Annotated in this window: 27 protein-coding genes; 16 read left to right on the top strand and 11 right to left on the bottom strand. The window is 69.9% G+C overall.

Annotated elements, in window-relative coordinates; genetic code table 11:
• Positions 1-3 precede the first annotated feature (3 nt).
• The 3 genes from ASC95_RS17405 to ASC95_RS17395 are packed head-to-tail and all read left to right on the top strand — an operon-like array spanning position 4 to position 5,072.
• Positions 4-2,208 carry a PepSY domain-containing protein gene (locus tag ASC95_RS17405; RefSeq protein WP_057298961.1) on the top strand — a complete coding sequence of 735 codons (2,205 nt, stop codon included), beginning with the start codon at positions 4-6 and terminating at the stop codon, positions 2,206-2,208.
• The gene (locus ASC95_RS17400) at positions 2,189-3,214 is read left to right on the top strand and encodes an FAD:protein FMN transferase (protein WP_057298960.1); all 1,026 of its coding nucleotides are present in this window, start codon (positions 2,189-2,191) and stop codon (positions 3,212-3,214) included. Before ASC95_RS17405 ends, ASC95_RS17400 begins: the two co-directional genes overlap by 20 nt.
• A 22-nt stretch (positions 3,215-3,236) precedes the next feature.
• Complete coding sequence (locus ASC95_RS17395; RefSeq protein ID WP_057299069.1) at positions 3,237-5,072, top strand: ABC transporter ATP-binding protein; 1,836 nt, start codon at positions 3,237-3,239, stop codon at positions 5,070-5,072.
• Here ASC95_RS17395 and ASC95_RS17390 read toward each other — a convergent pair.
• Together ASC95_RS17390 and ASC95_RS30790 are read right to left on the bottom strand one after the other, a co-directional pair.
• Positions 5,055-6,047 (bottom strand): hypothetical protein, encoded by a 993-nt coding sequence (locus tag ASC95_RS17390; protein ID WP_057298959.1) that lies wholly within the window; start codon positions 6,045-6,047, stop codon positions 5,055-5,057. The genes ASC95_RS17395 and ASC95_RS17390 overlap by 18 nt on opposite strands.
• A 41-nt stretch (positions 6,048-6,088) precedes the next feature.
• Positions 6,089-7,117, bottom strand: a complete 1,029-nt coding sequence (locus ASC95_RS30790) for a hypothetical protein (protein WP_057298958.1) — start codon at positions 7,115-7,117, stop codon at positions 6,089-6,091.
• A gap of 72 nt (positions 7,118-7,189) precedes the next feature.
• Here ASC95_RS30790 and proC point away from each other — a divergent pair, with 72 nt between their 5' ends.
• From proC to ASC95_RS17355, 6 genes are all read left to right on the top strand, one after another.
• Positions 7,190-8,005, top strand: a complete 816-nt coding sequence (proC, locus tag ASC95_RS17380) for a pyrroline-5-carboxylate reductase (protein ID WP_057298957.1) — start codon at positions 7,190-7,192, stop codon at positions 8,003-8,005.
• Complete coding sequence (locus ASC95_RS17375) at positions 8,006-8,548, top strand: chorismate lyase (RefSeq protein WP_057298956.1); 543 nt, start codon at positions 8,006-8,008, stop codon at positions 8,546-8,548.
• Positions 8,549-8,803: 255 nt separating this feature from the next.
• Positions 8,804-9,352 carry a hypothetical protein gene (locus ASC95_RS17370; protein ID WP_057299068.1) on the top strand — a complete coding sequence of 183 codons (549 nt, stop codon included), beginning with the start codon at positions 8,804-8,806 and terminating at the stop codon, positions 9,350-9,352.
• Positions 9,353-9,598: 246 nt separating this feature from the next.
• On the top strand, positions 9,599-10,753 hold the full coding sequence (locus ASC95_RS17365; RefSeq protein ID WP_057298955.1) for an HPP family protein: 1,155 nt from the start codon (positions 9,599-9,601) through the stop codon (positions 10,751-10,753).
• Positions 10,743-11,774 carry a Gfo/Idh/MocA family protein gene (locus ASC95_RS17360; RefSeq protein ID WP_057298954.1) on the top strand — a complete coding sequence of 344 codons (1,032 nt, stop codon included), beginning with the start codon at positions 10,743-10,745 and terminating at the stop codon, positions 11,772-11,774. The genes ASC95_RS17365 and ASC95_RS17360 overlap by 11 nt, the downstream gene beginning before the upstream one ends.
• Entirely contained in the window at positions 11,771-12,808 is a 1,038-nt protein-coding gene (locus ASC95_RS17355; protein WP_057298953.1) for a Gfo/Idh/MocA family protein, read from the top strand. Before ASC95_RS17360 ends, ASC95_RS17355 begins: the two co-directional genes overlap by 4 nt.
• Here the strand turns inward: ASC95_RS17355 and ASC95_RS17350 are convergent.
• Together ASC95_RS17350 and ubiA are read right to left on the bottom strand one after the other, a co-directional pair.
• The gene (locus ASC95_RS17350; protein WP_057298952.1) at positions 12,805-14,439 is read right to left on the bottom strand and encodes a S41 family peptidase; all 1,635 of its coding nucleotides are present in this window, start codon (positions 14,437-14,439) and stop codon (positions 12,805-12,807) included. The genes ASC95_RS17355 and ASC95_RS17350 overlap by 4 nt on opposite strands.
• A 168-nt stretch (positions 14,440-14,607) precedes the next feature.
• Entirely contained in the window at positions 14,608-15,522 is a 915-nt protein-coding gene (ubiA, locus tag ASC95_RS17345) for a 4-hydroxybenzoate octaprenyltransferase (protein WP_057298951.1), read from the bottom strand.
• 81 nt (positions 15,523-15,603) lie between these two features.
• Here ubiA and ASC95_RS30785 point away from each other — a divergent pair, with 81 nt between their 5' ends.
• Together ASC95_RS30785 and ASC95_RS17340 are read left to right on the top strand one after the other, a co-directional pair.
• On the top strand, positions 15,604-15,750 hold the full coding sequence (locus ASC95_RS30785) for a hypothetical protein (RefSeq protein WP_157256366.1): 147 nt from the start codon (positions 15,604-15,606) through the stop codon (positions 15,748-15,750).
• A gap of 86 nt (positions 15,751-15,836) precedes the next feature.
• Positions 15,837-16,541 carry a glutathione S-transferase N-terminal domain-containing protein gene (locus tag ASC95_RS17340; protein ID WP_057298950.1) on the top strand — a complete coding sequence of 235 codons (705 nt, stop codon included), beginning with the start codon at positions 15,837-15,839 and terminating at the stop codon, positions 16,539-16,541.
• Between the two features lie 156 nt (positions 16,542-16,697).
• On the opposite strand, the gene ASC95_RS17335 is transcribed toward ASC95_RS17340, so the two are convergent.
• The 6 genes from ASC95_RS17335 to ASC95_RS17310 form a co-directional block, all read right to left on the bottom strand.
• Positions 16,698-18,035 carry an aminotransferase class I/II-fold pyridoxal phosphate-dependent enzyme gene (locus ASC95_RS17335; protein ID WP_057298949.1) on the bottom strand — a complete coding sequence of 446 codons (1,338 nt, stop codon included), beginning with the start codon at positions 18,033-18,035 and terminating at the stop codon, positions 16,698-16,700.
• A gap of 127 nt (positions 18,036-18,162) precedes the next feature.
• Entirely contained in the window at positions 18,163-19,044 is an 882-nt protein-coding gene (locus ASC95_RS17330; protein WP_057298948.1) for a DUF2145 domain-containing protein, read from the bottom strand.
• Positions 19,041-19,475, bottom strand: coding sequence for a hypothetical protein (locus tag ASC95_RS17325; protein ID WP_057298947.1), 435 nt, complete (start codon positions 19,473-19,475; stop codon positions 19,041-19,043). Before ASC95_RS17325 ends, ASC95_RS17330 begins: the two co-directional genes overlap by 4 nt.
• A gap of 45 nt (positions 19,476-19,520) precedes the next feature.
• Positions 19,521-19,931, bottom strand: coding sequence for a Cu(I)-responsive transcriptional regulator (gene cueR / locus ASC95_RS17320; protein WP_057298946.1), 411 nt, complete (start codon positions 19,929-19,931; stop codon positions 19,521-19,523).
• Positions 19,928-22,114, bottom strand: coding sequence for a cation-translocating P-type ATPase (locus tag ASC95_RS17315; protein ID WP_057298945.1), 2,187 nt, complete (start codon positions 22,112-22,114; stop codon positions 19,928-19,930). The genes cueR and ASC95_RS17315 overlap by 4 nt, the downstream gene beginning before the upstream one ends.
• Before the next feature lie 58 nt (positions 22,115-22,172).
• Entirely contained in the window at positions 22,173-23,045 is an 873-nt protein-coding gene (locus ASC95_RS17310) for a LysR family transcriptional regulator (RefSeq protein ID WP_057298944.1), read from the bottom strand.
• Between the two features lie 90 nt (positions 23,046-23,135).
• Here ASC95_RS17310 and ASC95_RS17305 point away from each other — a divergent pair, with 90 nt between their 5' ends.
• From ASC95_RS17305 to ASC95_RS17290, 5 genes are all read left to right on the top strand, one after another.
• Entirely contained in the window at positions 23,136-23,546 is a 411-nt protein-coding gene (locus ASC95_RS17305) for a DoxX family membrane protein (RefSeq protein WP_057298943.1), read from the top strand.
• Positions 23,543-24,259 (top strand): glutathione S-transferase family protein, encoded by a 717-nt coding sequence (locus tag ASC95_RS17300; protein ID WP_057298942.1) that lies wholly within the window; start codon positions 23,543-23,545, stop codon positions 24,257-24,259. The genes ASC95_RS17305 and ASC95_RS17300 overlap by 4 nt, the downstream gene beginning before the upstream one ends.
• A 160-nt stretch (positions 24,260-24,419) precedes the next feature.
• Complete coding sequence (locus ASC95_RS31965) at positions 24,420-24,629, top strand: hypothetical protein (protein ID WP_082567865.1); 210 nt, start codon at positions 24,420-24,422, stop codon at positions 24,627-24,629.
• Positions 24,630-24,736: 107 nt separating this feature from the next.
• Positions 24,737-25,087, top strand: coding sequence for an RNA-binding protein (locus ASC95_RS17295; RefSeq protein ID WP_057298941.1), 351 nt, complete (start codon positions 24,737-24,739; stop codon positions 25,085-25,087).
• Between the two features lie 99 nt (positions 25,088-25,186).
• On the top strand, positions 25,187-26,350 hold the full coding sequence (locus ASC95_RS17290) for a serine hydrolase (protein WP_057298940.1): 1,164 nt from the start codon (positions 25,187-25,189) through the stop codon (positions 26,348-26,350).
• A 7-nt stretch (positions 26,351-26,357) separates the two neighbouring features.
• Here the strand turns inward: ASC95_RS17290 and ASC95_RS17285 are convergent, their stop codons facing one another.
• Positions 26,358-26,600, bottom strand: coding sequence for a glutaredoxin domain-containing protein (locus tag ASC95_RS17285; protein ID WP_057298939.1), 243 nt, complete (start codon positions 26,598-26,600; stop codon positions 26,358-26,360).
• Positions 26,601-26,616: the final 16 nt, after the last annotated feature.

Here is a 26,616-nt window from a genome sequence, read left to right as displayed (position 1 = left end):
TGCATGGGCTGGAGGAAAGTCCACCGCTGGCTGGGCCTGACCCTTGGCACGCTGGCCGTGGTGCTGGGCGTCACCGGCGCGATGCTGGCGGCCGACCCGGTCCAGCAGAGCTGGCAGGCACCGGCCGCACCGGGCGATCTGCCGGTGGCCACGCTGGTGGAGCGCGTGACGCGCAACATCCCGGGTGCGGACGAAATTCGCCGCCTGCCGTCGGGCGCCATCGTGGTGTTCGGCTTTGCCGGCGACCAGCCACAGGCGTCTTACGTGGACCCCGCCGATGGCCGGGTGCTGGGTGCATGGCAGGCCTCGGCGCTCCCGCGCTGGGTCAAGAACCTGCACCGCTCGCTGCTGCTGGGCGACGCCGGGCGCTGGGGTGCAGCGGGCATTGCGCTGGCCATGGGCTTGTTGTGCAGCTCGGCCCTGGTGCTCCTGCTTCGGCGCATGGGCGGCTGGCGACGCCTGGCGGCGCGGGTGCATGGGACGTTGGCGCAGCGCATCCACGTGGTTGCGGGCCGTGTGGTGCTCGCCGTGCTCTGCCTGACATCGCTCACGGCGCTGACCATGAGCGCCTCGACGCTGGGGCTGGTGGACCTGGACGCCAGCGCCGAGCCGGAGGTGGCCTCGGTGGGAACTGGCACGTTCCTGCCCGGCGCGCAACTCGCCGCGCTCCAAGGCCTGGCCGTGCGCGACTTGCGCAAGCTGAGCCTTCCCGGCGCCGCCGACGCCCAGGACACCTGGAAGGTCACCACGGCCCAGGGTCAAGGCTGGATAGACCGGTACTCGGGCCGGATGCTGGCCTGGCAGGACGCGACCCTGGCGCAGCGCGTCTACGACCTGGCCGTCGTGCTGCACACCGGCGAGGCGGCTTGGCCCTGGGCCGTGGTGCTCGGGCTTGCGAGCGCCAGCGTGCTGGTGTTCTGGCTGTCGGGCCTGCTCATCTGGTGGCAGGCTCGCCGCCTGGCACCGCGCATCACGGGCAATGCCCCGCTGGCAGGGGCCGACGTGCTCATCTTCGTTGCCAGCGAAGGCGGGAGCACCTGGGGGTTCGCCCAGACGCTTAGCGACGCGCTGGGCCGAGGTGGCCATCGCGTTCACCTCAGCGCGCTGGAGAACTTTCGAACCACGGCCGCCGCGCGGCAGGTGCTTGTGCTTGCAGCGACCTATGGCGAAGGCCAGGCCCCGGCCCACGCCGCCCACGCGCTGGCGCACATCGCCAAGCTCGATGCCGGCGCCGTGCCGGTGACGGTGCTGGGCTTTGGCGACCGGCAATACCCGGCCTTCTGCGCCTTTGCCAAGGCGCTCGATCAGACGCTGCGCGACCGGGGCTGGCCCGCGCTGCTGCCGCTCGACTGCATCCACCAACAATCGGCCCAACAGTTCGGGCGTTGGGGCGTTGCCCTGGCACAGGCGCTGGGCGAACCCCTGGTGCTGGAGCATGTTCCGCGCCTGCCACCCACGACGACGCTCACGCTCACGGCACGCCAGGACTTTCCCGACGCCTACGGGCAGGCCGCGGCAATCCTGCGCTTTGCGCGGCCTGAGCAGGGTGTGGGCGCACGCCTGCGCGGGCACGGGCTGGCGCGGTTTGTGGCCGGCGATCTCGTCGCGATCTTGCCGCCGGGGTCGGCCGTGCCGCGCTACTACTCGCTGGCGTCGGGCTGTGCAGACGGGTTTCTCGAAATCTGCGTACGCCAGATGCCCGGCGGCCTGTGCTCCACGCATTTGCTGGGCCTGCAAACGGGAGACCGCATCACCGCCTTCATCCGCGCCAACCCCGACTTTGCACTGCCGCGAACGCGGCATGAGGTGCTGCTGATCGGGGCAGGCACCGGCGTGGCGCCGCTGGCCGGCTTCATCCGCCGCAACGACGGTCACCGCCCGATGCACCTGTACTTTGGCGGGCGCGACCCGGCGCGGGACTTCTACTTCCGCCCTGACATTGAGCACTGGCTCAGCGACGGGCGCCTGGCGACCTTGCAGACGGCCTTCTCCCGCGTGCCCGACGGCGGCGGCTACGTGCAGGACGCCCTGCGCCGAGACGCCGCGCGCGTGTGCGGCCTGATGGCGCAAGGCGCCATCGTGCGCGTATGCGGAAGCCGCGACATGGCGCGCGGCGTGGCAGAGACACTGGACGCGGTGCTGGCACCCCTGCAGCTGAGCGTCGCGAAGCTCAAAGCCAGAGAGCGCTATGCGGAAGACGTCTTCTGAGCCTGTGTCGCCCTGCAAGCGCGCCACCCTGCACGGCCCGACCATGGGCACACGCTGGTCCGCCAGCGTCGACGTCGACAACACCGTGGAGGTGGCCGCCTTGCAGCAAGACCTCGCCGCTGCGGTGGCGCAGGTCGACGAGCAGATGTCGCCCTGGAAGCCGGCCAGCGACCTCATGCGCCTGAACCGCGCGCCCGTGGACGACTGGGTGGACCTGCCCGCTGAAATCCTGCAGGTGCTGGACTGTGCGCTTGACGTCCACCGCCTGAGCGCGGGTGCATTCGACCCCTGCATAAGGGCGCTGGTTGATGCCTGGGGGTTTGGTGCGGTGCGCGACGCACCCGACGCGCAAGCGATTCGCGCCGTGCGCCGGTCCCCACCTCCTGCTGCGCATGGGTGCCTGGAGCTGGACAGGCCCGCTGGCCGTGCTCGCAAGCACGCGCCCTTGCAACTCGATCTGTGCGGCATTGCGAAGGGCTATGCGGTGGACCGCATGGCCCATGTGCTGCAACGGCATGGCGTGCGGCACGCACTGGCGGCGCTGGACGGCGAGCTGCGCGCGCTGGGCGGCCAGGCCGGCGGCGTGCCATGGGCTGTCGCGCTGGAGCGCCCGGAGGCGGGACGCCGAGCGGTGCACGGCGTCATCGAGCTGGCGGATCTGGCCGTGGCCACCTCGGGCGACTACCGCCGCTATCTGGACATGGGCGGAGTACGCGTTGCGCACACCATGGACCCGCGCCGCCGCGCGCCCGTGAACAACACGGTGGCATCGGTCACCGTGCTGGCACCCAGCTGCATGCAGGCCGATGCCTGGGCCACGGCCCTGTTGGTCACAGGCCCCGACGAAGGCCTTGCCGTGGCCCAGCGCATGGGCCTGGACGTGCTCTTCCTGTTGCACCGTGCAGAAGGCCTGGTGGAGTTGGGGCGGGGCCGGTTCGGCAGCGCCGGGGGCGCCGGCGCCGAACGGCCCACGGCGCAGTCGGACAACGCTGTCCGGCGACACTAGCCGGATGTCGTTGTTCCAGCCCCTGATCTCGCGCTTCGAGCGCCTCGTCGATCCCTATCCGGAAACCAGCGGTGCGGCGCCGCCCGCGAGCTTCTTCGCCTTCCTGTGGCGCTGCGCGGACGGCGTGCGGCGGCATCTGCTGGCGGTCACGCTGTTCACGGCCGGCATCGCGGCGGCCGAGGCGCTGCTGTTCAGCCTGATGGCCTCGCTGGTGGACTGGCTGGCCACCGTCAAGCCCGCCGAGCTGTGGAGCCAACCCCAGCCCGTCATCGTGATGCTGCTGGCGGTGCTCGGCATCAGCATCGTGCTGGCCAGCGTGCAGGCGCTGCTGAAGTACCAGGGCGTGTTCGGCAACTTCCCGATGCGGCTACGCTGGATCTTCCATCGCCGCATGCTGGCCCAGAGCCTGGCCTTCTTCGGCGACGAGTTCGCCGGTCGCATCGCCACCAAGGTCATGCAGACGGCCCTGGCCGTGCGCGACACCTGGCTCATCGTCGTCGACATCCTCGTCTACGTGGCCGTCTACTTCGGCACGCTGGTGGGCATCGTCGCCAGCTTCGACGCGCGGCTGATGGCGCCCTTTGGCGTCTGGCTGGCCCTGTACATCGTCGCGCTGCGCTACTTCGTGCCGCGCCTGGGCAAGATCGCCCAGGCCCAGGCCGACGCGCGCAGCCTGATGACCGGCCGCATCACCGACGCCTATACCAACATCGCCACCGTCAAGCTCTTTGCGCACGGCCGACGCGAGGCCAGCTATGCCAAGTCGGCCATGCAGGACTTCATGACCACGGCCTATGGCCAGATGCGCCTGGTGACCGGCTTCGAGATCGTCAACACGCTGCTGTCGGCCCTGCTGGTCGGCAGCACCGCGCTGCTGGCGCTGTGGCTTTGGGGCGTGTCGGCCATCGGCGTTGGTGCGGTAGCGGCGGCCACGGCGATGGGCATGCGGCTGAACGGCATCTCGCATTGGGTCATGTGGGAGATGGCGTCGCTGTTCGAGCACATCGGCACCGTCCAGGACGGGCTGGCCACGCTGTCCAAGCCGCAGCTGATCGCCGATGCGAACGGCGCGGCCGCGCTGACCGTTCCGCGCGGCGAGGTGCATTTCGAGAACCTGCGCTTCGCCTACCCCAATGGCAAGGTCGTCGTCGATGGGCTGGACCTGCACATCAAGCCGGGCGAGAAGATCGGCCTGGTTGGCCGCAGCGGCGCGGGCAAGAGCACCCTGGTGAACCTGCTGCTGCGCCTGTACGACATTCCGGAGGGCGGCGGCCGCATCCTGATCGACGGCCAGGACATCCGCCACGTCACCCAGGACTCGCTGCGCCAGCACATCGGCATGGTCACGCAGGACACCTCGCTGCTGCACCGCTCGGTGGCCGACAACATCCTCTACGGCCGCCCGAGCGCGAGCCAGGTTGAGATGGAGCGCGCGGCCGAGCGGGCGCACGCCGACGAATTCATCGCCACGCTGTCCGACCCCAAGGGCCGCACCGGCTTCGAGGCCCATGTCGGCGAGCGCGGCGTCAAGCTCAGCGGCGGCCAGCGCCAGCGCATCGCCATTGCCCGCGTCATGCTGAAGGACGCACCCATCCTGCTGCTGGACGAGGCCACCAGCGCACTCGACAGCGAGGTCGAAGCCGCCATCCAGCAAAGCCTCTACACGCTGATGGAAGGCAAGACGGTCGTCGCCATCGCCCACCGGCTGTCGACCATCGCCGCGCTGGACCGGCTGGTGGTGATGGATGCCGGCCGCATCGTTGAGCAGGGCTCGCACGCCGAGCTGCTGGCGCAGGGGGGTATTTACGCGCGGCTCTGGGCGCACCAGAGCGGCGGCTTCCTAGGGCTCGAAGATTGACCAGCGCCCGTCGCGCCGGCGCAGCAGCTGCTGGGTGATGGCGCCCTTGGCATCCGGCCCGATGCGCCGGCTGGCCTCGCGCAGCGCGGCAATGCCCTCGGCCGAGTTGGCGTCGCAGAAGGCCAGCACATCGCGCGACGGGATGGCAACGACGGCGCCGTTGGGCGTCTTGTCGGCGAACAGGTGGTCCCACAGGCCATCCAGCAGCACCAGGCAGGCCTCGTGGTCGCCGTCCAGCAGCAGGCCGTAATAGGGCGGATGGTCGACCAGCCGCAGGCCGGGCTGGCCTTTCACGAGCTTCATCAGGTTGGACAGGGCCTGGCGATGCAGCACATTCAAATTCATGCCCGCGGCGCCCATCTCGTCGCGGCCCACCGACACCCAATGCGAGCCAGCGTCGACGTGATAGCCCACGGCGAAGACGCCGGCGCACGCCCGGGTCGGCGGCATCATGCCGGGCTCGTTGGGGAGGTCAGGCGGCAACTGGCCAGGCGCTACCCGCATCTGCAGCTCCTGCCCATCGGGCCCGACGCCGTCAGCGACGCCGCGGAGCACCGGCAGGGCCTGCTGGACCGGCGCGCGCTGGGCCGCCGGCGTGGCCGCCGCCTCAGGGCCACGCCGGCGCTCGCGCAGCTCGGCCTGGCGGATGGCGGTGGCGAGCTCGGCCCGCCGCGTCTTTGAGGCCTGCCATACATACAGCGGCGCCGCCAGGCTCAGGACGGGCAGGGCGCAGCTCAGGAACAGCGGGTATTTGATGAGGGGCGGCGTGCGCAGCGTCGGCGCTGCGCGGCTGATGATCCAGGGACCGAGCAACCAGGCGCCCATCCACCCCACCACGGCGAGGGCTGGCGCCTGCCCAAGCAGGCCGACGACGGCTGCCAGCGTCAGGCCGAACAGCCCCCAGACCGGTCGTTCCAGCGAGCGCAGCAGTTCGTCCTGCAGCAGCAGCCCATCCAGTTCATCGCTCGCGCCCATGCCCCTCTCCGTCGATGGCGGCGGAGTGTAATGAGACGAGCTCAGCGCGACGTCAGCAGCCCGCCGGCCGACAGCGGTGCGCCGCCGCGCAACTGCGCATCCAGGAAGGCGTGGCTGAGCCGAAAGCCGTCGCCGATGTCGGACTGGGCCGCCTCGGTCGCGCTGCCGCTGCGAGGGCCGCGCGAGCCACCGCCCTGCGGCCCGTGCATGCCGCCGCCCTCGCCGCCAGCGCCGCCAGCGCCGCCGCGCCCGCGGCCACCCCCCATGCCGCCGATCGGCGCCTGGCCGTGATGCTGGTCCTGCACATGAAATCCTTCGGGCGCCATCGTGCCGGCCAGGGCGGCATGCGAGACGGCGCCGAGGTTCAGCAACCAGCCACTGCCCGGCGCAAAGCTGTCGAAGGCCTGCCTGCGCTCGGCGGGGCGGCGCAGCAGGCCGAGCGGGTCCTGGTCGATCTCGCTGGTGATCAGCAAGGTGGCGACACCGCCGGCCGGGGCCTGCATGGCTGGCGGGCTGATCGCAATGACGGCCCGCCAGTCGGCGTCGGCACGTGCATCGAGTGCAGTCTGTGCGCCGGTCTCATAACCGGCAAGGCTGGCATGGCCCCAGTCCAGTGCCGGCTGGGCCGCGCGAAGGGCCGGCAGCAGCCGGTGCAGCGCGTCGAGCCGTTCGGCACGCAGGGCGTCGCCATAGTGCAGCAGGCCGAGTTCGCGGAACTCGCCGGTGCGGGCCAGCTCGGAACGCCATGCGGCGGCATCGGCCTGCAGCGGCTGCACGCCCAGTACCGTGTAGCCGGCCTGGGCCCAGGCGGCCGCCCAGCGCTGGCCGGCGTCGCTACCCTGCCCAAGGCCGGGCAGATAGACGATGACGGGCTGGGCCGCCGCAGCGCTCGCGCTGCGCGTGATGTACACGCGCCGGCCCTGCAGCTCGAAGCTGCTCAGCGACAAATTCAGTTCGCGCGTCGCCGTCTCGGCCCAGGGCTTGGGCGGCGGTGGCCCGCCGGCGCAACCGACGAGGGCGAGAGCACACAGGAGCAGCAGCGAGCGGCGGGCGGGGCGGGGGAGGCTCATGAGCCGCAACGATAGCCGCGCCACGTCGCTGCTTTGTTTCTCGTCGGCCCTGCTCCCCTAGACTTGCGCCCCATGAGTGCAGAAAAGATCGCCTTCGTCGGTGGCGGCAACATGGCCAGCGCCATCATCGGCGGCCTGCTGCGCGCCGGCATGCGCCCCGCGCAGTTCATCGTCGTCGAGCCCTATGCGCCGCAGCGCGAGAAGCTCGTCGGCGAGTTCGGCGTCGCGGCGCTGGCCGCGGGCGATGCTGGCCTGGCCGACGCGCAGACCATCGTCTGGGCCGTCAAGCCCCAGCTTTTCGGTGCCGCCGCCGAACCGGTCAAGGCCTGGCTCGGCGCTGCCCTGCATCTGTCGGTCATGGCCGGCATCCGCTCGGAGTCCATCGTCGCCGCCACCAACAGCGAGCGTGTCGTGCGTTCCATGCCCAACACGCCAGCGCTGATCGGCCAGGGCATCGCCGGCCTGTATGCGCGGCCGGCCGTGTCCGCCGACGAGCGCGCCACCGTCGAGCGCCTGCTCAAACCGACCGGCCAGACGCTGTGGGTCGAGCGCGAGGACGACCTCGATGCCGTGACGGCCCTGTCGGGCTCGGGCCCGGCCTATTTCTTCTTCTTCGTCGAGGCCATGATGGCTGCGGCCGTCGACATGGGCCTCACGGCCGAGCAGGGCCGCCGCCTGGCCCTGGCCACCTGCGCCGGCGCGGCCGGCCTGGGCCTGGCGTCCGACGAGTCGCCGACCACGCTGCGCGAGCGCGTGACGAGCAAGGGCGGCACGACGCATGCGGCCATCACGTCCATGCAGGGTGACGGCGTTGACACGGCCATCCAGCGTGCCGTGCTTGCCGCACAAAAGCGTGCCGCCGAACTCGGCAAAGAATTCGGCGTCTGAGTGGGTATTGCGACGCGAGACAGCCTGCGCGACTGGCTGCGGGCGCCAGGCTCATTGAGCCGCCGCCTGGCCCGGCTGGGCGAGCGCTTCGAGGTGCAGGTGCTGCGCCAGGGCGTGGCGCCGTTCCGAGCGCTGGAGCGCGCGGCTCTGGGGCTGCCGCCGCGCGGCCTGACCGTCGTGCGCGAGGTCATCCTGCGCGTCGATGGCCAGCCGCTGGTCTGGGCGCGCTCTGCCGTGCACCAGCGCGCCACCACGGGCCCCTGGCGAGCGCTCAAGGGCCTGGGCAGCAAGCCGCTGGCGCATCTGCTCTACGACGACTACCGCATCCACCGCAGCGAGCTGCAACCGCGCCGCCTGTCCCGCCACGGCCATACGCGCCGCCATGCCGAGCGGCAATGGCTGGCGGCCACCGGCCGGCCCCCGTCGGCGCAGATGTTGTGGTCGCGCAATTCGGTGTTCAGCCGCAGCGGCGCCCAACTGCGGGTGATGGAGCTGTTCGATCCAGGTTTGGCCGGCCAACGGCCCGGGCAGCGCGGCCGCTAAGGTTCCCCCGCAACGGCGGCTTCGCCTGCAGGCCGGCTGGGCTGGCCGGATTGCCACCCGCGCCCGACGCCGCTGGCCGCTCGATCGCGCGCTTTAGCTGTCGCTGAGCTGACGGTTTTGCAATGAAACTGTTTTCATGAAGTCATAAATTCGCGGCGCGACCCATAAACCCCATAAACTCAGTCCGTATCAGAGGGGCGTTAGTAGACCCGCCGTGCAATGACGCACAGGTGGGCTGAAAGACCGGGGGCAATGATGAACACGCGTGACGTGGTGATCTTCAGCGGCGAGCATTTTGTCGTGCCGCAATGCATTCAAAGAATCGACCATTTGTCGACCCATGGCTGGCAGCTGCGCTACGGCGGCACCAAGCTGTTCTCCGACCACAGCCAGGACGGCAGCGGCGCTCGCCGTGCGTTGGCCATGGCCACCAAGGAGCTGCTCAAACGCATCGCAACGCTGCCGGCGCCATCGCGCCTGCGCCGCACGCCCAGCCGCAAGAAGCAGAGCGACCTGCCCTCGGGCATCTCCGGCCCGATCGTGCGTCAGCGCGCCGGCAGTCGTGTCCGTGATTGCAGCTTCGCGGTAACCCTGCCCCGCTTCGGCGAGACGCCGCTGGCGCGCAGCGTCTACATCGGCACCGAGAACACCTACACCATCGAGCGCTACCAGGAAGCCCTGGAGCGCGCCGTGGCGCTGCGCGAGAAGGCCGAGACCGCCTACCAGCGCGCCGCGACCAAGGAGCGCCGCGCCCAAGCGCTGACGCTCAAGGCGCAGATGAGCGGCCTGCTCGGAAAAGCCTGACGCGAGTCTTCTCACCGCTTGGCATCTTCGGGCCGAGCGACGGGCCGCTCCCTAGCCGGCCCGCCTTGGCGATGTGCGGGTGGCTCAATGGCGCTCGCATCGCCGTCCCCTAGGGGGACCGACTGGGCTTGTCCGCGTTCAGCGTGACATGACCAGGCGAGGGGCACATGAAACCTGTTTGAACCGGCGCGGGCGCCGGCGGCGGACACAATCGGCGGCCCGGCTACTCAGCCCTGCCGCCGCCCAATGTCCACCGCCGTCTCCCTGTCCGACCGTGTGCTCACCTTGTTGAACGCGCTGCGGCCTGCGCCGCAGGCCGTCAACGCGCGGGAGCGCCTGCGCGTCGTGCTCGGCGCCGGCCTGGGCCTGTTGCTGGCCGGCCTGCTGAGCCGGGCCGCGATGGGCTCCGGCCTGCCCTGGCTGGTCGCACCGCTGGGTGCCAGCGCCGTGCTCGTCTTCGGCGTGCCGGCCAGCCCGCTGGCCCAGCCCTGGGCCGTCGTCGGCGGCAACACGGTGTCGGCCCTGGTCGGCATTGCCTGCGTGGCCTGGCTGCCGCTGCCGCCGGCCGGCGTCGCCGCGGTCGCGGTGGCCCTGGCCATTGGCTCGATGTTCCTGCTGCGCTGCCTGCATCCGCCCGGCGGCGCGGCCAGCCTGCTGATGGTGCTGACCAGCACCCACGACTGGCATTTCGCTGCTCAGCCGGTGGCGCTGAACTCGCTGCTGCTGGTGCTGGCCGGCATGGCCTACAACAGCCTCACCGGCCGCCGCTATCCCCATGCCCAGCATGCGCCGCAGGCAGCACCGCCAGCGGCGGGTGCGACCGTGGCACCGCCGCGTTTCGGCGATGCCGAACTAGACGCCGTGCTGGCCCGCTACAACCAGGTGCTGGACGTGCCGCGTGACGATCTTGCCGACCTGCTGCACGAGGCCGAGATGTTGAGCTATCGCAACCGCCTGGGTGGCCTGCGCTGCGCCGACATCATGTCCACGCCCGTCATCACGGTCGAGTTCGGCACGCCGCTGGCCGAGGCCTGGGCGCTGCTGCAGCAGCACAGCATCAAGGCGCTGCCAGTCGTCGACCGGGTGCAGCGCATTGTCGGCATCGTCACGCGCGCCGATTTCATGCGCGCAGCCGAAGGCCAGCAGCGCGAAGGCCTGGCGGGTCGGCTGCAGACGCTGCTGCGCCCGTCGCCAACAACGCATTCGACCAAGCCCGAGGTCGTCGGCCAGATCATGAGCCGCCAGGTTCGCGTGGCCAGCGCCGAGCGGCCCATCGCCGAACTGGTGCCGCTGTTCTCAGCCACCGGCCACCACCACATTCCCATCGTCGGCGAGCAAGCCAGGCTCGTCGGCATCCTCACGCAATCCGACCTCGTGAAAGCGCTCAGCCATGGCCCATGACAACGACATCTTCCGCTGGGGCGTGATCGGCCCCGGCGGCATTGCCAACCGCTTTGCCGGCGCCTTGGCCGCAGTGCCCGGTGCCCGCCTTGCCACCGTGTTCGCGCGCGACGCCGCCAAGGGCGAAGCCTATGCGCGGCAGTGGCAACGTGAAGGCGAAGCGCCGGCGCGTGTGACGACAGCGCTGCCAGAACTGCTGTCAGACCCCGCCATCGACGCCGTCTACATCGCCACGCCTCACTCCAACCACGGCGAATACGTCCGCGCTGCGCTGGAGGCCGGCAAGGCCGTGCTGTGCGAGAAGCCGCTGGTGACGACGCGCGCCGAAGGCCAGACCCTCATCGACCTGGCACGCGCCAAGGGTGTCTTCCTGATGGAGGCGCTGTGGACCCGCTTCCTGCCCGCCTACGACCTCGCCGGCCGCATGCTGCGCGACGGTGCCATTGGCGAGCTCCGCGCGATGCAGTCGAGCTTTTGCTTCGCCTCCGTCTACGACCCGCTGCACCGCCAGTGGAACCCGGCCCTGGCCGGCGGCTCGCTGTGGGACATCGGCATCTATAACCTGGCCGTGACGCGCTGGGTGCTGCAGCAGATGAACGGCGGCATCTGCCCCGAGCCCGAGTCCATCGACGTGCAGGCCAAGATCGCGCCGACCGGCGTGGACGCGGCCGTCAATGTGACGCTGCACTTTCCCGGCGGCGTCACCTCGCAGTTCCGCTGCGGCTTCGACGCCGCCTCGGTCAACGCCTTCGAGGCCCTGGGGTCGAAAGCGGGTCTGCGCTTCCCGGTCGATTTCTGGCAGGCCGAGGCGGTCGAACTCGTCACGCGCAAGGCGCCGGCTGAGCGTGTCGCGACGCCGTTCGTCATCAACGGCTTCGAGGGCGAGATCGCCGAGGCGCAAGCCTGCATCCGCCAGGGCCTGGTCGAGAGCCCGCGCATGCCGCATGCGGAGACCCTGGGCTTGCTGGGCTGGATGGACGCCATCCGCGCCCGCTTCCCTGGCGGCGTCAACAAGGCTTGAAGCCCTCAGCGGTGCCCGGCGACAACGACATCTTCCGCTGGGCCGTGATCGGCCCCGGCGGCATCGCCAACCACTTTGTCGCTGCCTTGCCCGCCGTACCCGGCGCTCGCCTCGCCGCCGTGTTCGCGCGTGACGCGGCCAAGGGCCAGGCCTATGCCGCGCAATGGCATCGCGAAGGCGAGGCGCCGGCGCGCGTGACAACGGCGCTGCCTGAGTTGCTGGCCGACACATCCATTGACGCCGTCTACATCGCCACACCCCACTCCCACCATGGCGAATACATCCGTGCGGCGCTGGAAGCCGGCAAGGCCGTGTTGTGCGAGAAGCCGCTGGTCACGACGCGCGCCGATGGCCAGGCCCTGGTGGACCTCGCGCGCCGGCAGGGCGTCTTCCTGATGGAGGCGCTGCGCACGCGTTTCCTGCCCGCCTATGACATCGCCGGCCGCTGGCTGCGCGAGGGTGCCATCGGCGAGCTGCGTGCCATGCAATCGAGCTTCTGCTTCGCGGCCGGCTACGACCCCCAGCACCGGCTCTGGAACCCGGCACTGGCCGGCGGCGTCCTGTGGGACATCGGCATCTACAACCTCGCCGTGACGCGCTGGGTGCTGCAGCAGATGAATGACGGTGTCTGCCCCGAGCCCGTCGCCATGGACGTGCAGGTCAAGATGGCACCGACCGGCGTGGACGCGGCCGTCAACGTGACCCTTCACTTCCCCGGTGACATCACGTCGCAGTTTCGCTGTGGCTTCGACGCCGCCTCGGCGAATGCCTTCGAGGTGCTGGGCAGCCGGGCGGCGCTGCGCTTTCCGCAAGGTTTCTCGTCCGCCGAAGTCGTCGAACTCGACGCGCACCAGTCGGCGGCCAGGCGCGTCGAAGCTCCCTTTGTCCTCAACGGCTTCGAGGGTGAGATTGCTGAGGCGCAGGCCTGCATCCGCCAAGGCCTGGTCGAGAGCGCGCGCATGCCCCACGCCGAGACGCTGGCGCTATTGGGCTGGATGGATGCGATCCGAGAGAGGTTCCCGCGGGCGGGCTAACGGCCCACCAGCAGGCGGTTGCTGCGCGCCGGGTGGCGCTTGAGCGTCATCGCGGCGGCGCCTTCACCAATGGCCGAGTTCTGCACCCGCGCGCCGGCGGCCGCGCTCGGCAGCACCGGGCAGCTGCCCTTGTCGACGTGGCCCAGGGCCGTGGCCAACATGGCTTCGGCGGGGTCGCCCAGCGCACGGCCGGTGTCGTCGGCGACGCTGCAACCCTTGACCAAGCGCGTGCCGGCCGTGCCGCTGGCGCTGGGCTCAAAGCCGTCGGCGTAGTCACCGAAGCCCTGCGCGTTGACGCCGGTGAACTCGATGGGGAAATAGCTGATGCCGCAGTTGTCCCTGGCCGTGAAGCCATAGGGCTTGCCACAGGTCTTGCCGCCGATCAGCACGACATCGACGCCCACGCCGCGCAGGCCGTTGATGACGGCCTCGCTGGCCGAGCAGGTGCCTGACTGCGCCAGCACATAGACCCGTGTCAGATTCAGCGTTGGCAGTGGCTGCTCCTGCGTGCAGTTGTTGCCGACAAGGATGCAGGAGGTGTCGTAGAACGGTGTCGTCTCGTTTTCGGCACTGCGCCTGGCGCTGTACTTCAGCGTCTCGAAGGCCTGGCCCGCGGTGCGCGCCGTGCCAGCGATCATGGTCGCCAGCTCGCTGGCAATGTAGAGATAGCCGCCGCCGTTGTAGCGCAGGTCCAGCACCAGCTCGCGCACGCCCTGGGCCTGGAAGCCCTGCATCGCCGTGATCAGCTGGCCTTCCGCCGGCGCGATGTGATCGTTGAACAGCAGGTAGCCGGCACGCGTGCCCTGCGGCGTCGTCACGATGCGGCTGATGGGCACCGGCGTCTTGGTCAGAGCCGCGCTGGTCAGGCGTTGCCTGAGGGTGACGCCGCCGCGCGCGAAGGTGAAGTCGTGCTGCGCATCGGCCGAATCGGGGAAGAGGGCGGCGTTCAGCGCGTCGACGCCGAAGGGGTCGCCGACGTCGGCGCTGACGCTGTCCACGCTGATGAGCTGGTCCCCGCGCCTCAGGCCCGCGCGATCGGCGGGGCTGCCCGCTTCGACATAGGCGATCTGGATCTGCCGCGGCGGCAGCGGGCTGGTCAGCTTCCACTCGATGCCATAGCCGGCCTCGACGGCGTTGCGGGTCAGCGCCGTCCATTGGTCGGTCGGATAGGTGAAGCTGAAACGGTCGCGCGGCTGGCCGGTATCGGTGGTCTGGGTGGTTTTCAGCGCCTCGAAGTAGGCGTCCATGGCCGCATGGGCATCAGCGCCGCTGTAGGCCGACTGTGACGGGTTCACCTGCGGAACCTGCTCGCGCCAGAGGTAGGCCTCGTCGAAATAGGCGCGCAGCCACTTTTTCTCGGTGTCCAGCGTCGACGTGCGCAGATTGCCGGCCGCCAGCGTGTTGTTGGCGGCGCATTGCTGGGCGAAGCTGGCCGACGGGCCGGCCGGGTCGGGCGACGAGCTGGTGCTGCCGTTGCTGCCGCCGCCGCTGGTGGAGCCACCCGACGATCCCGGGCTGTCGCCGGCGCGGAAAACGGGCGTGCCGGCCGGGCCACCGCCGCCTCCACAACCCGCCAACAGCAGAGGCAAAAGAAGGGCCAGCGCGGCTGCGCGGCGCAACGGATACGACATCAACAAACTCCCTGATTGAGCGCAGGCGGTCTCGGCCACCTCGGGCGGTCAGCAGTCTAGGGTCTGGACACGTCAGCGCACGCAGCGCTTCTCGATGCGCGTGAGGCTTCCGTCACGCCGAATCCTGCCCAGCCCGGTGCCGCGGTCCACGTCACCGCAGGGCCAGGTCTACCGCAGGGCCAGGTCTACCGCAGTGCCGGCAAAAACCGCAAAGCCCAGCCAGTGGTTGGAGCGGAAGGCCGTGAAGCAGCCCGCGCGGCTGCGCCGGTGGATCAGCTTGTAGTGCCACAGCGCCTGGGCTGCGGCCACTGCGATGCCGAGCAAGAACCAGCGCCCGAGGCCCAGGCGCAGGCCCAGGCCCGCCCACATGGCCAGATAGGCGGTGTAGAAGATCATGATGCCGGGCACGTCCCAGCGGCCCAGCGCGATGGCCGAGGAGCGCAGGCCGATCTTCAGGTCGTCATCACGGTCCACCATCGCGTATTCCGTGTCATAGGCCAGCACCCAGAACAGGTTGGCCACGAGCAGCGCCCAGGCCGACAGCGGCACCGCGCGCAGGTTCCATTCCATGCCGCCCAGGGCCGCGGCAAAGGCCATCGGAATGCCGAAGGAAAAGGCCACGCCCAGCACGGCCTGGGGCATGGCCAGCACGCGCTTGGCAAACGGGTAGGCGATGGCGACGGCCAGCGCCGCGAAGCTCAGCAGGATGGTGGGCGGGTTGGTCGTCAGCACCAGGCCGAAGGACACCAGGGACAGCACCGCGCCGAGGATCAAGGCCTCCTTCACCGACACCGCACCCGTCGTCACCGGCCGCGCGGCGGTGCGCTGCACATGGCGGTCGAAATCGCGGTCGGCCACGTCGTTGACGCAGCAGCCCGCCGAGCGCATCAACACCGTGCCGAGGGTGAAGACGGCCAGCAGATGCCAGCCCGGCCAGCCATCCGCCGCGATCCACAGCGCCGACAGCGTCGGCCACAGCAGCAGCAGCCAGCCGGCGGGGCGGTCCCAGCGGATCAGCTGCAGGTAGAGCGCAAGCCGCGACGGCTGTGAAGGCCCTGGGGCGGCGGGGGCGATGGTTGACATGGGGGGCATTTTCACGCCGCGATGGGGCAATGGTTTGCTGCATAGTCGTCGGATTGCATTGGGAGGTTTCTGCGATGAGCCTTGCCACCCGGTTCCCAGGCATGTGGAACGGTTACTTGCCCGCAGATCGAGCAACTGCTGGCCGAGACGGATGCCGTGGCCGAGGTGGACAACACCTTGCGAGCCAGTTCCGAAGTCCGCCGCCTGGCCTGGCCCGACGAAGCCTGAGAGCTGCACCAAGTGCGATGCCCCGTCTGACGAAGGGCCAAGCCAGGCGGCTCTAAAGTCGCTGCGAACTCATTTCGCCACTCGCCATGACCGACCTCAGCCGCTTCCCCATCACGAAGAAATGGCCTGCCGCCCACCCCGAGCGCTTGCAGCTCTATTCGCTGCCCACGCCCAACGGCGTCAAGGTGGCCATCGCGCTGGAGGAGATCGGCCTGGCCTACGAGCCGCATCTGGTCAAGTTCGACACCAACGACCAGCTCAGCCCCGAGTTCCTGTCGCTCAACCCGAACAACAAGATCCCTGCCATCATCGACCCGAACGGCCCCGGCGGCCAGCCGCTGCCGCTGTTCGAGAGCGGCGCCATCCTGATCTACCTGGCCGACAAGACCGGGCAGCTCTTGCCCGCCGACCCCGCCCGGCGTTACGAGGCCATCCAGTGGCTGATGTTCCAGATGGGCGGCATCGGGCCGATGTTTGGCCAGGTCGGCTTCTTCCACAAGTTCGCCGGCAAGGACTATGAAGACAAGCGCCCGCGCGACCGTTACCTGGCCGAGGCGCGCCGGCTGCTGAACGTGCTCGACGTTCATCTGAAAGGCCGCGATTGGCTGATCGGTGACGAGTACACGATCGCCGACATCGCCACCTGGCCCTGGGTGAACAACCTGATTGGCTTCTATGGTGCCGGCGAGCTGGTGGGCTATGCCGACTTCGCCGAGGTCGACCGCGTGCTCAAGGCCTTCCTCGCCCGCCCCGCCGTGCAGCGCGGACTCAAGATCCCGGCGCGGGGCTGATCCTCTGCATTTCGTATTCGGGCCGAGCGCTGGGCCGCTCCCGAGCCGGCCCACCATGGCGATGTGCTTGCCGGTCAACCCGGCAAGCATCGCCGTCCCCTCGGGGGACCGGTCAGACTTGCTGGCGTGCAGCCCAGCAAGACTGGACGAGGGGCTTCAGTTCACGTGGCCGGTCAGGTCGCGTGCGCGCTGCAATGAATCGGCCACGATGCGCGCCGCCGTTTGCGCCAGGGCGGGCGTGTGGTCGGCCATGACCTGCATGCGCAGCCGCGCGCTGTTCAGCGACACGGCCGGGTACTCGACGAGATTGGCCAGCAGTCCCGCCTGGGCCATCTCGCGGCTGGCCACGCGGGCGAGTGCGTCATGCCCCAGCATGACCGGCACGATCGGCGATGGATGTCCCAGCACGGTGATGCCCTGCTCGGTCAGCGCGCCGCGCAGACCCAGGATGGCGCGCATCAGCCGGTCACGCCGCTCCACCCCCTCGCCGGAGCGCACCAGGCCTAAGCAGGCGCGCACGATGGCCACCTGCACCGGCGACAGCGCGTTGGAGAAGGTGTTAGGCGCGGCATAGAAGCGCAGGTACTCCTTGATCGCGCGGTCATGCGTGGCCACGAAGCCGCCGTTGGATGCGAAGGTCTTGGAGAACGACCCCATCACCAGGTCCACCTGGCCCAGCACACCCTGCAGCTCAAGCTGGCCGCCGCCGCCCGGCCCCATGCAGCCCAGGTCGTGGGCCACGTCGACCATCAGCAGCGCGCCATGCTCGCGCGCCAGCGACTGCAGCCGGCGGATGTCGGGCGAGTCGGCGTCCATCGAGAAGCAGCCCTCGGTGACGACGAGGATGCCGTTGTGCGGGTCACGTTGGCGCACACGCTTGAGCAGGCGCTCGACATGGTCGACGTCCAGATGGCGGTGCAGGTGCACGTTGGGCGTTGCTGCCCGCGCGCCCTCGTGCAGGCAGTTGTGAGCGAGCTGGTCGATGATGACGTGGTCGGCCTCGCGGACCAGGCCCTTGATGGCCCCGAAGCCCGCGGCCCACCCCGTCGGGAACAGCAGCACCTCGGGCGTGCGCAGCAGCTCGCCGAGTTCCGCTTCCAGGAGGGTCGCCTCCTCGACATTGCCGGCCAGTGCGGTGGAGCCCGCGCTGTGCACGCCGTAGCGCTCCATGGCTGCCTGCGCCGCGGCGCAGATCCTGGGGTGGCGGGCCAGCGACAAATACTCCTGCGACGAGAAGTTCAGCCCCGCATGGCGCTGACCATCCAGCAGCGTGAGTTCGGCCGTCGCGCCAGGCCGCCCGCCCAGGCGCTTGGCATAGGGAAAGACGCCGTGCGCGACACGGTTCTCAGCCCAGGCATGGAAGGCCTGGGCCTTGGCGGCCAGGTCGGCGCCGGGTTGCGTCAGGTAGTCGAAGGACGAGCCGCGCAGCTCGGCCCCTTCGGTGAATTCCTCCCTCGCCGTGGTCTCCACGGCCCGTTCCATCAGTTCGTCCATTGCGGCCCCCAAAAGAAACTCGTTGTTGTGGGGGCGGACTGTGCGCAGCGCAGGTGCGCTGCGCATCCTCATTTTTGGTGGGTCGGGTCAGCTACCCCCGCAATGGGGGGCGGCGCCGGCGGCGGGTTCATTTCAAGGCCATGACATGGTCGCCCGGCTGCGGCACGCACCCCGCCGCCAGCGCGGCACCGCCCTCGCGTCGCACGACGCCCTGCGGCCCATGGCACAACTCGATGCGCCGCGCCGCCGGCCAGCGCCGCAACGCGAAGGCTTCGAGGCTGTCCGGCAGGCTGGTCTGCACGGCACCGGCGCGCAGCTGGTCGCGGGGCTGGTCGTCGAAGTGCAGCCAGGGCATGGCGTGGCCGGCCAGCAGCAGCCAGCCAGGTGCCTGCACCGGCGCGGGCGCATAGCCCTCGCGCTGCAGCCAGGCCTGGGCGTCCGCCCGCGTGCGGGGGCCGGCGCTGGCCGCGGCGAGCAGCTCGGCCACCCACTGGTTGCAGTTCTGGTAGCGGGTGCTGAAAGGGTAGGCGTTGGCGCTGTAGTGGACATCGAGCAGGCCCAGGGCGACCGGCTTGTCCAGCGCCGTGGCGGCCAGCGCCGCAGCGGCCTCAGGCGGCAGCAGCAGCAGGCTCACATAGCCCACGTCGGCATTGTCACTGCCCGAGATGAAGCCGGCCAGGCCCTGGTCGAAGAGACGGGGTGCACCTTCGACACAGGCGTAGTAAAGCTGGCGCACGGCCCAGGGCGTGTCCAGACCGTCGGCCAGCGCGATGCCGGCATGGGAATAGCGCAGGCCGAAGCGGGACAGATCGGTGCCTGAACGCGAGATCAGCGCTGCCGGGCTGCCCGATTCGGCCAGTGCCTGGCGGACGACGGCTGAAAAGCGCAGCAGCCTGTCTTGCTGCGCGGCCGTGACGTCGTGCTTGGGGTCGCAGCCCCGCGGCGGCAGGCCGGCCTGGGCGGCAGCGGCCGTCAGCAGCAGCGCGGCCGCGAGGGCGGTTTGGGTCAAGGCTTGACGACGCGGGTCGTGAGCTCGCGCTGCCAGGCGTCTTCCAGCACGAGGAAGAAGGCCGTGCCGGTGTCGGCATGCGCAAAGGCCACGCCATAGGCCTGTGGCGTGGCCTGCACCTCGTCGCCGACGTTGACGGCCCGCGCCGCCAGCGCCTGCTGGGGCAGCGTCAGCTCGACGGGCGCGGCGCCGTCGCGCTCCAGCTTCAGGCGCAGCTTGCCAGCGGTGTCCGCCCGGGCCACCTCGGTGACGCGGTAGCGGCCTTCGGCGCGGCGTTCGTCGCCGCTGCTGCTGTTGGACGATCCCTTGAAGGAGTCCGACACGCTGCCCGACGCGGACGAGCCGGCATCGGCGGCCGAAGAGGCGGTGGTGGACGAGGCGTGAACAGCCTGTGCGGCCAGGGCCAGGGCGGCGAGAAGGATGAGGCGCATCGTGGGCTCGCGTGGGTGGAAATGGCCAACGATAGCGCGGATGCGTCAGCGCTTTGTTAACGCCTCGGGGCCGGCCTCCAGCGTGTCGAGGATGGGGCAGTCGGCCCGCTCGTCGCCGTGGCAGCTGCGCACCAGCTGCTCAAGCGTCGCCTTCATCGCCTGCAGCTCGGCGAGCTTGGTCTCCAGCTCGGTCAGATGGGTCTGCGCCAACGCGCGAACTTCACGGCTGGGCCGATCCCGGTCCTGCCAAAGGCCGAGCAGTGCGCGGATCTGCTCCAGCGAGAAGCCGAGGTCGCGCGAGTGGCGGATGAAGCGCAGCAGATGGACTTCACGCTCGCCATAGATGCGGTAGCCCGACTCGCTGCGCACCGGTTGAGCGAACAGGCCGATGCTCTCGTAATGCCGGATCATCTTGGCCGACACGCCCGAGGCCTGGGCGGCTTCACCGATGTTCATTGCTGTGCCTCCGCGGCCCGGCCGCGCCAGCGCTTGAGCGTCAGTGCATTGGCGACGACGCTGACGCTGCTGAAGGCCATGGCCGCGCCGGCAATGACGGGGTTGAGCAGTCCGAAGGCCGCGAGCGGGATGCCGACGACGTTGTAGGCAAAGGCCCAGAACAGGCCCTGGCGGATCTTGGCATAGGTCAGGCGCGACACATCCAGCGCATCGGCGACGAGGCGCGGGTCGCCGCGCATCAGCGTCACACCGGCCGCTTCGGTGGCCACGTCGGCGCCGCCGGCCATCGCAAAGCCGACCGACGCCGCCGCCAACGCTGGCGCGTCGTTGATGCCGTCGCCGACGAAGGCGACGACCGCGCCGCCCTCGCGCAGCTGTTGCACGGCGGCGGCCTTGCCCGCCGGCAGCACTTCGGCGTGGACCTCGGTGATGCCCAGGGCCTGCGCCACGCTGGCGGCCGCGCCGTGGCTGTCGCCGGTCAGCATGACAGTGCGGATGCCGCGGGCATGCAGCTGGGCGACGGCCTCGGCGGCCGTGTCCTTCACGCGGTCGCCAAAGGCCAGCAGGCCGAGCAGCCGGCCCTGGCCGACCAGCCAGGACACGGTCTGGCCCTCGGCCTCCAGCCGCTGTGCCTCGGCCGCGAGCGCGCCGCCGCTCGCGCCCAGTTCCTGCGCGAGCCGTGCACTGCCCAGCGACAGGCGGCGGCCCTGCACGACCCCTTCCACGCCGCGGCCCGGCAGCGCGCGGGCCTGTTCGACCGGCAACGCCGGCAGGCCCCTGGCCTCGGCGAGCACGGCACGGGCCAGCGGATGGGTGCTCGTGCGCTGCAGTGCGGCGGCCAGTTGCAGAAGTTCCTCGCGGCTCACATCTGCGGCCGGCAGAGTGGCGGTCAGCGTGGGCTGGCCGACGGTCAGCGTGCCGGTCTTGTCGAAGGCGACGACCGTCACCGCATGCGCCAGTTCCAGCGCTTCGGCGTCCTTGATGAGGATGCCCTGGCGCGCCGCGACGCCGGTGCCGGCCATCAGCGTCGTCGGCGTGGCCAGGCCCAGGGCGCAGGGGCAGGCGATGACGAGGACGGCCACGGCGTTGACGAGGGCGGCTTCGGCGCCGGTACCGTGCAGCCACCAGCCGACGAAGGTGAGGGCCGCGAGCACCAGCACGACGGGCACGAAGACGGCGCTGACGCGGTCGACGATGCGCTGGATGGGCGCCTTGGCGGCCTGGGCCGACTCGACCATGCGGATGATGCGGGCCAGTGTCGTCTCGGCGCCGACGGCGGTAGTGCGCACGGTCAGCGCGCCCTCGGCATTGATGGCTCCGCCGGTCACGCGCTGGCCTTCGGCCTTGGCCACCGGCAGGCTCTCGCCGGTGATCAGCGACTCGTCCACGTGGCTGCGGCCGCTGACGATCTCGCCATCCACCGGGATGCGGTCGCCGGGACGCACGGCGACCAGGTCGCCCACACGGACTTCGGCCACCGGCACCTCCACCTCGGCCTCACCCCGCAGCAGGCGGGCCATCGCCGGCCGCAGCGCGCTCAGCGCGCGAATGGCATCGGTGGTCTGGCGCTTGGCGCGCTGCTCAAGGAACTTGCCGAGCAGCACCAGCGTGATGACGGCGGCCGAGGCCTCGAAGTAGAGGTGGGGGTGGCCGGGGTGGCGTGCCAGCAGATAGACCGACAGGCCGTAGGCCGCCGAGGTGCCGAGTGCGACGAGCAGGTCCATGTTGCCGCTGCCGGCCCGCAACGCGCCCCAGCCGGAGCGGTAGAAGCGCGCGCCGAGCACGAACTGCACCGGGGTTGCAAGCAGCAGCTGCAGCCAGCCGGGCAGCATCACACCCAGCAGCATCGGCAGCATAAGCGGCAGGCTCATCAAGGCGCCCAACGCGACCGGCCACCAGGCGGGCAGGCCGCCGTGGACTTCGGGCACGGGCGGCGCGGCGGCTTCGACGAGAGTGGCCGGGTAGCCGGCCTTGCCCAGGGCCGCCATCAGCGCAGCGGCGGGCACATTGGGCAACGCCTGGATGCTGGCTTTTTCGGTGGCGAGGTTGACGCTGGCCTGCTGCACGCCGGGCACGGCCTGCAGGGCCTTCTCGACGCGGCGCACGCAGGACGCGCAGCTCATGCCGCTGACCTGCAGTGTCACGTCGTTCAGTGCGGTGGCGGGGGCGGTGGTGCTGTTCATGCTGGCATCGTCAAGCTTCCCATCATGGCAAGGTCAAGCGCTTTTGCCTTGACAGGGGTCAATCCAGCACCAGCGCCTGGGCCAGGTGGCTCCAGACCGTCTGCACGCGCTGCAGGTGCCGGGTCTCGGGGTGGGTCAGCAGCCAGAGGTCGGTCTCGGCCTCGTCCAGCGGCTCGGTCAGTCGGCGCAGCTCGCGCTTCGGTTCGGCCAGGAACAGCGGCAGCACGCCCACGCCCAGCCCCTGCGCCACCAGCTCGGCCACGCTCTGCACGCTGCCCGTGCGAAACGCCGGCTGCAGTGTCGGGAAGTGCCTCTGGCGCCAGCGCACCGAGGGGTGCTCGGGCAGGCCATCGTCGGGCGCGACCCAGGCGGCGGTGCCGGCCTCGACCTGGTCCCAGTGCTTGATGGCGCTCGACCGCGCCGCGTAAAGCGCGACGCGGATCGGCCCGACGCGCCGGCCGATCAGGTGCGGCGGCGGCTTGGCGGTGGCGCGCAGCGCGATGTCGGCGTCGCGCCGCGTCAGGCTGGCCAGCTCGTTGCCCGTGTGCAGCTCGAATTGCAGCCGCGGCTGAGCCCGGTGCAGGGCAGCCAGCGCGGGGGCCAGAAGGCCGTGCAGCAGCGTGTCGGTGGTCGTGAGGCGCACTGTGCCCGCCGCCTGGCCAGGCTGGGAGTGCGCGGCTGCGCGGGCGGCTTCCAGCGCAGCCTCCACCTGTTCGGCCTGGGCGGCCAGCGTGCGGGCCAGTTCCATGGCCTTGTAGCCGCGCCGGCCGCGTTCGAACAGTGGCTGGCTCAGGCCCCGCTCCACGCGCTGCAGCATGCGGAACACGGTGGACGCATTGACGCCGAGCCGCTCGCCGGCCGCGGCCAGCGTGCCGGCACGGTGCAACGCCAGCACCAGGGCGAGGTCGGCGGGAGCGAGTTCGTATTGCATGGCTGCAATGTAGGTTGACTTGCCTGCGTATTTTCTTGCGCCGGTTGCCTGCCTACATTGAACGCATCACCACCACACCTGGAGCTGCTGATGAATGCCTCGACCTCTGCCGGCCTGCTGCTGCTGCGCCTGTCCCTGGGCTTGATGTACCTCGCGCATGCGGGGCTCAAGCTGTTTGTCTTCACGCTGCCGGGCACCGCGCAGTTTTTTGCGGGCCAGGGCCTGCCCGGCTCGCTGGCCTATGCCGTCTTCGCCGCCGAGGCCTTCGGCGGCGCGTTGCTGCTGCTGGGCCTGTACCCGCGCCAGGCCGCGCTGGCCCTGCTGCCCATCCTGCTCGGTGCGGCCTGGGTGCACGCGCCCAAAGGCTGGGTGTTCACCGCACCCGGCGGCGGCTGGGAGTACCCGGTCTTCCTGGCCGCGATGTCCGTCGTGCTGTGGCTGGCCGGCGATGGCGCCGCCGCGATCAAGCGCAGCGCTCGGTTCACCTGGCGCGCGGCATGAGCGGCGGCCTCACCCTGGTCAGCCACGCCCTGTGCCCCTACGTCCAGCGTGCGGCCATCGTGCTGAGGGAGAAGAACGTGGCCTTCGAGCGCGTGAATGTGGACCTCGCCCACAAGCCGGGCTGGTTCCTGCGCCTGTCGCCGCTGGGCAAGACGCCGGTGCTGGTTGTCGATGGCGAGGCGCTGTTCGAGTCCGCCGTCATCTGCGAATACCTGGACGAGACGCGGCCGCCGCGCCTGCATCCTCCGGATGCGCTGGCCCGCGCCCGCGAGCGGGCCTGGATGGAGTTTGGCTCGGCCGTGCTCAGCGGCATCGCCGTGCTCTACAGCGCGGCCGATGAAGCTGCCCTGGATCGCACCTACGCTGCGTTGCGCTCTCGCTTCGAGCAACTGGAGGCGGTCCTGAGCGACGGCCCCTGGTTTTCCGGCCGGCGCTTCGGCCTCGTCGATGCCGTCTTCGGCCCGGTGTTCCGCTATTTCGACGTCATCCCGCCCGAGGCCCTGTTCGATGGCCTGCCGCGGGTGCAGGCCTGGCGCGAGGCGCTGGCAGGGCGGCCCTCGGTGCGGCAGGCCGTCGCGCCGGGTTATGCGCAGAGGCTGCGCGGCTTCCTGCTCGAACGCGGTGGGGCACTGTCACGGCGGTTGTGCACCGGCGTGATCAATTCAACACCAAAAGAAATAACGATTCATATGAATATTCAAGAAAAGATATAATCCGTGGTCGCCGTGATCACGCCTGTTGTTTACGGCGCCAAGGGTCGCGAATAGCGGCCTTCGACACTTCTTGGCCGACAACCGAGCCAAAAAGCACTCCCGCCGGGCGACTCAAGCCTGGCAACCCTGACTGAACAAGATTTCGAACAACGCCATCTCCATGGGCAAGTACGTCGTTTCGCCCGCGACACACCCGACCGACTGTGGCCGCTTTCGCGCCTCTTTCTCGGTTCGCCGGGCCCAGGGCAACGACAGTCAACGTCGTGAGTTCCGCTTCGAAACGACGTTTGCGTCACGCGAAGCTGCTCGGCTGTTCGCCGTCACTCAGGGCTGGCTGCAAGCGTGCATGCCAACCCACCCTGGATGCTGACGATCTGGCTCCGCCAGTTCCCGTCGACATCCCAATCGCTGCGGACTCCGATTCGCAGATCCGCATCCGCATCCTCGCGGTGCGTCAATCCTCAGAAAGGCTCGTCCATGAGCAACAAGATTTACGTGGGTAACCTGCCCTATTCCGTGACCGATGCCAGCCTCAAAAGCAACTTTGCCGAGTTCGGCAGCGTTTCCTCGGCCAAGGTCATGATGGACCGGGAAACCGGCAGTTCCAAGGGCTTCGGGTTTGTGGAAATGGCTTCTGCCGACGTCGCCCAGGCCGCCATTGCCGCCCTGAACGGCATGTCCGTCGATGGCCGCGCCATCGTCGTGAGCCTGGCCCGTCCCCGCGAAGCGAACAAGGATTCGAGCGGTTATGGCGCAGCTGGCTACACCGCAGCCAAGCGTGCCGATGTCGGCTACGGCACGGGCGGCTTCGGCGGTGGTCGCTACTGAACCCAGCGGCGCCCTGTGAATGACCGGCTCTTCTGAGCCGGTTTTTTTTCGCCTCGCGCGAGACGGCCGAACGGTGCAAGCTCTGGCCACAATGGCCCGATGAGCCGCCGTCGATTTGTCCTTCTCGCCAGCTTCGTCTGGACGTTTGCCGCCGCCGAGCCGGCCTACTTTCCACCCCGTGGCGACTGGCAGCGCGCCGAGCCGGCCGCGATGGGCGTCGACGCCGCCAAGCTGGCCGAGGCCGTCGCCTACGCCCAGGCCCACGACAACCCGCTGCCGCGCGACCAAGCCCTGGCGCTGGCCCAGACCTTTGGCAAGGCCGAGCCCTACTTCGGTGGCCAGATCGGCCCTACGCGCGAGCGCGCCGCCGCCAACGGCCTCGTCGTCTATCGCGGCAAGCTGGTGGCCGAATGGGGCGACACGCGGCGTGTCGACATGTCGCACAGCGTCACCAAGACCTTTTTGTCGACGGTCGTGGGCGTGGCCTGGCAGCAGGGTTTGATCAAGAGCACCGACGAGCGCGTGGCCGACGCCATGCCGCCCGGTGTCGACCTGTTCGCCACGCCGCATAACGCGCCCATCACCTGGGAGCACCTGCTGCGCCAGACCAGCGACTGGCAGGGCACGCTGTGGGGCAAGCCGGACTGGGCCGACCGACCCGTGGGCAAGACGCCCGAGGACTGGCCGAACCGCCCGCTGTACGAGCCGGGCAGGCACTACAAGTACAACGATGTGCGCGTCAACGTGCTCGCCTTGGCCGCGCTGCAGATCTGGCGCCGGCCGCTGCCCGAGGTGCTGCGCGAGCGCGTCATGGACCCCATCGGCGCCTCCAGCCGCTGGCGCTGGCACGGCTATGACAACAGCTGGGTGGAGCTCGACGGCCAGCGCATGCAATCGGTCTCGGGCGGCGGCCACTGGGGCGGCGGCATGTTCATCGACGCCTGGGACATGGCGCGCTTCGGCTATCTCCACTTGCGCCACGGTGAGTGGGCCGGCCGCCAGCTCATTTCGCGCGACTGGATCACCAAGGCCCGCCAGCCCGGGCCGGACAACGCCGAGTACGGCTACTGCAACTGGTTCCTCAACACCGGCCGCAAGGCCCTGCCCGCGGCGCCCGAAAGCAGCGTGACCTTCCGCGGCAATGGCCAGAACATCATCTACATCGACTGGGAGAACGACATCGTCGCCGTCGTGCGCTGGATCGACAACGGGCCGGCCCTGAACGAGTTCACGGCCAAGCTGCTGGCGGCCGTGAAGCGTTGAGAGGGACTCAGATCTTCAGCTGCACGAAAGCCGCCCGAAGCCCATCCGCACCGCCCACGCGCTGGTCGTTGATGAAGATCTGCGGCATCTGACGAACGGACGGGCCGCACTTCTCGTAGAAGGCCTTGCGCTGATCCTCGTCGTCGATCTTGATCTCCTCGAAGGCGAGGCCGCGGGCCTTCAACAGGCTCTTGGCGGTATCGCATTGAGGGCAGGCGGACTTGGAATAGACGACGATGTTGAGGTGCATGCCCACAGTCTAGAGG

This window comes from Pelomonas sp. Root1217, from assembly GCF_001425705.1.
GTDB lineage: Bacteria > Pseudomonadota > Gammaproteobacteria > Burkholderiales > Burkholderiaceae_C > Pelomonas.
The sequence above is the reverse complement of the archived record's forward strand: the minus strand, read 5'-3'. Positions and strand labels throughout refer to the sequence as shown.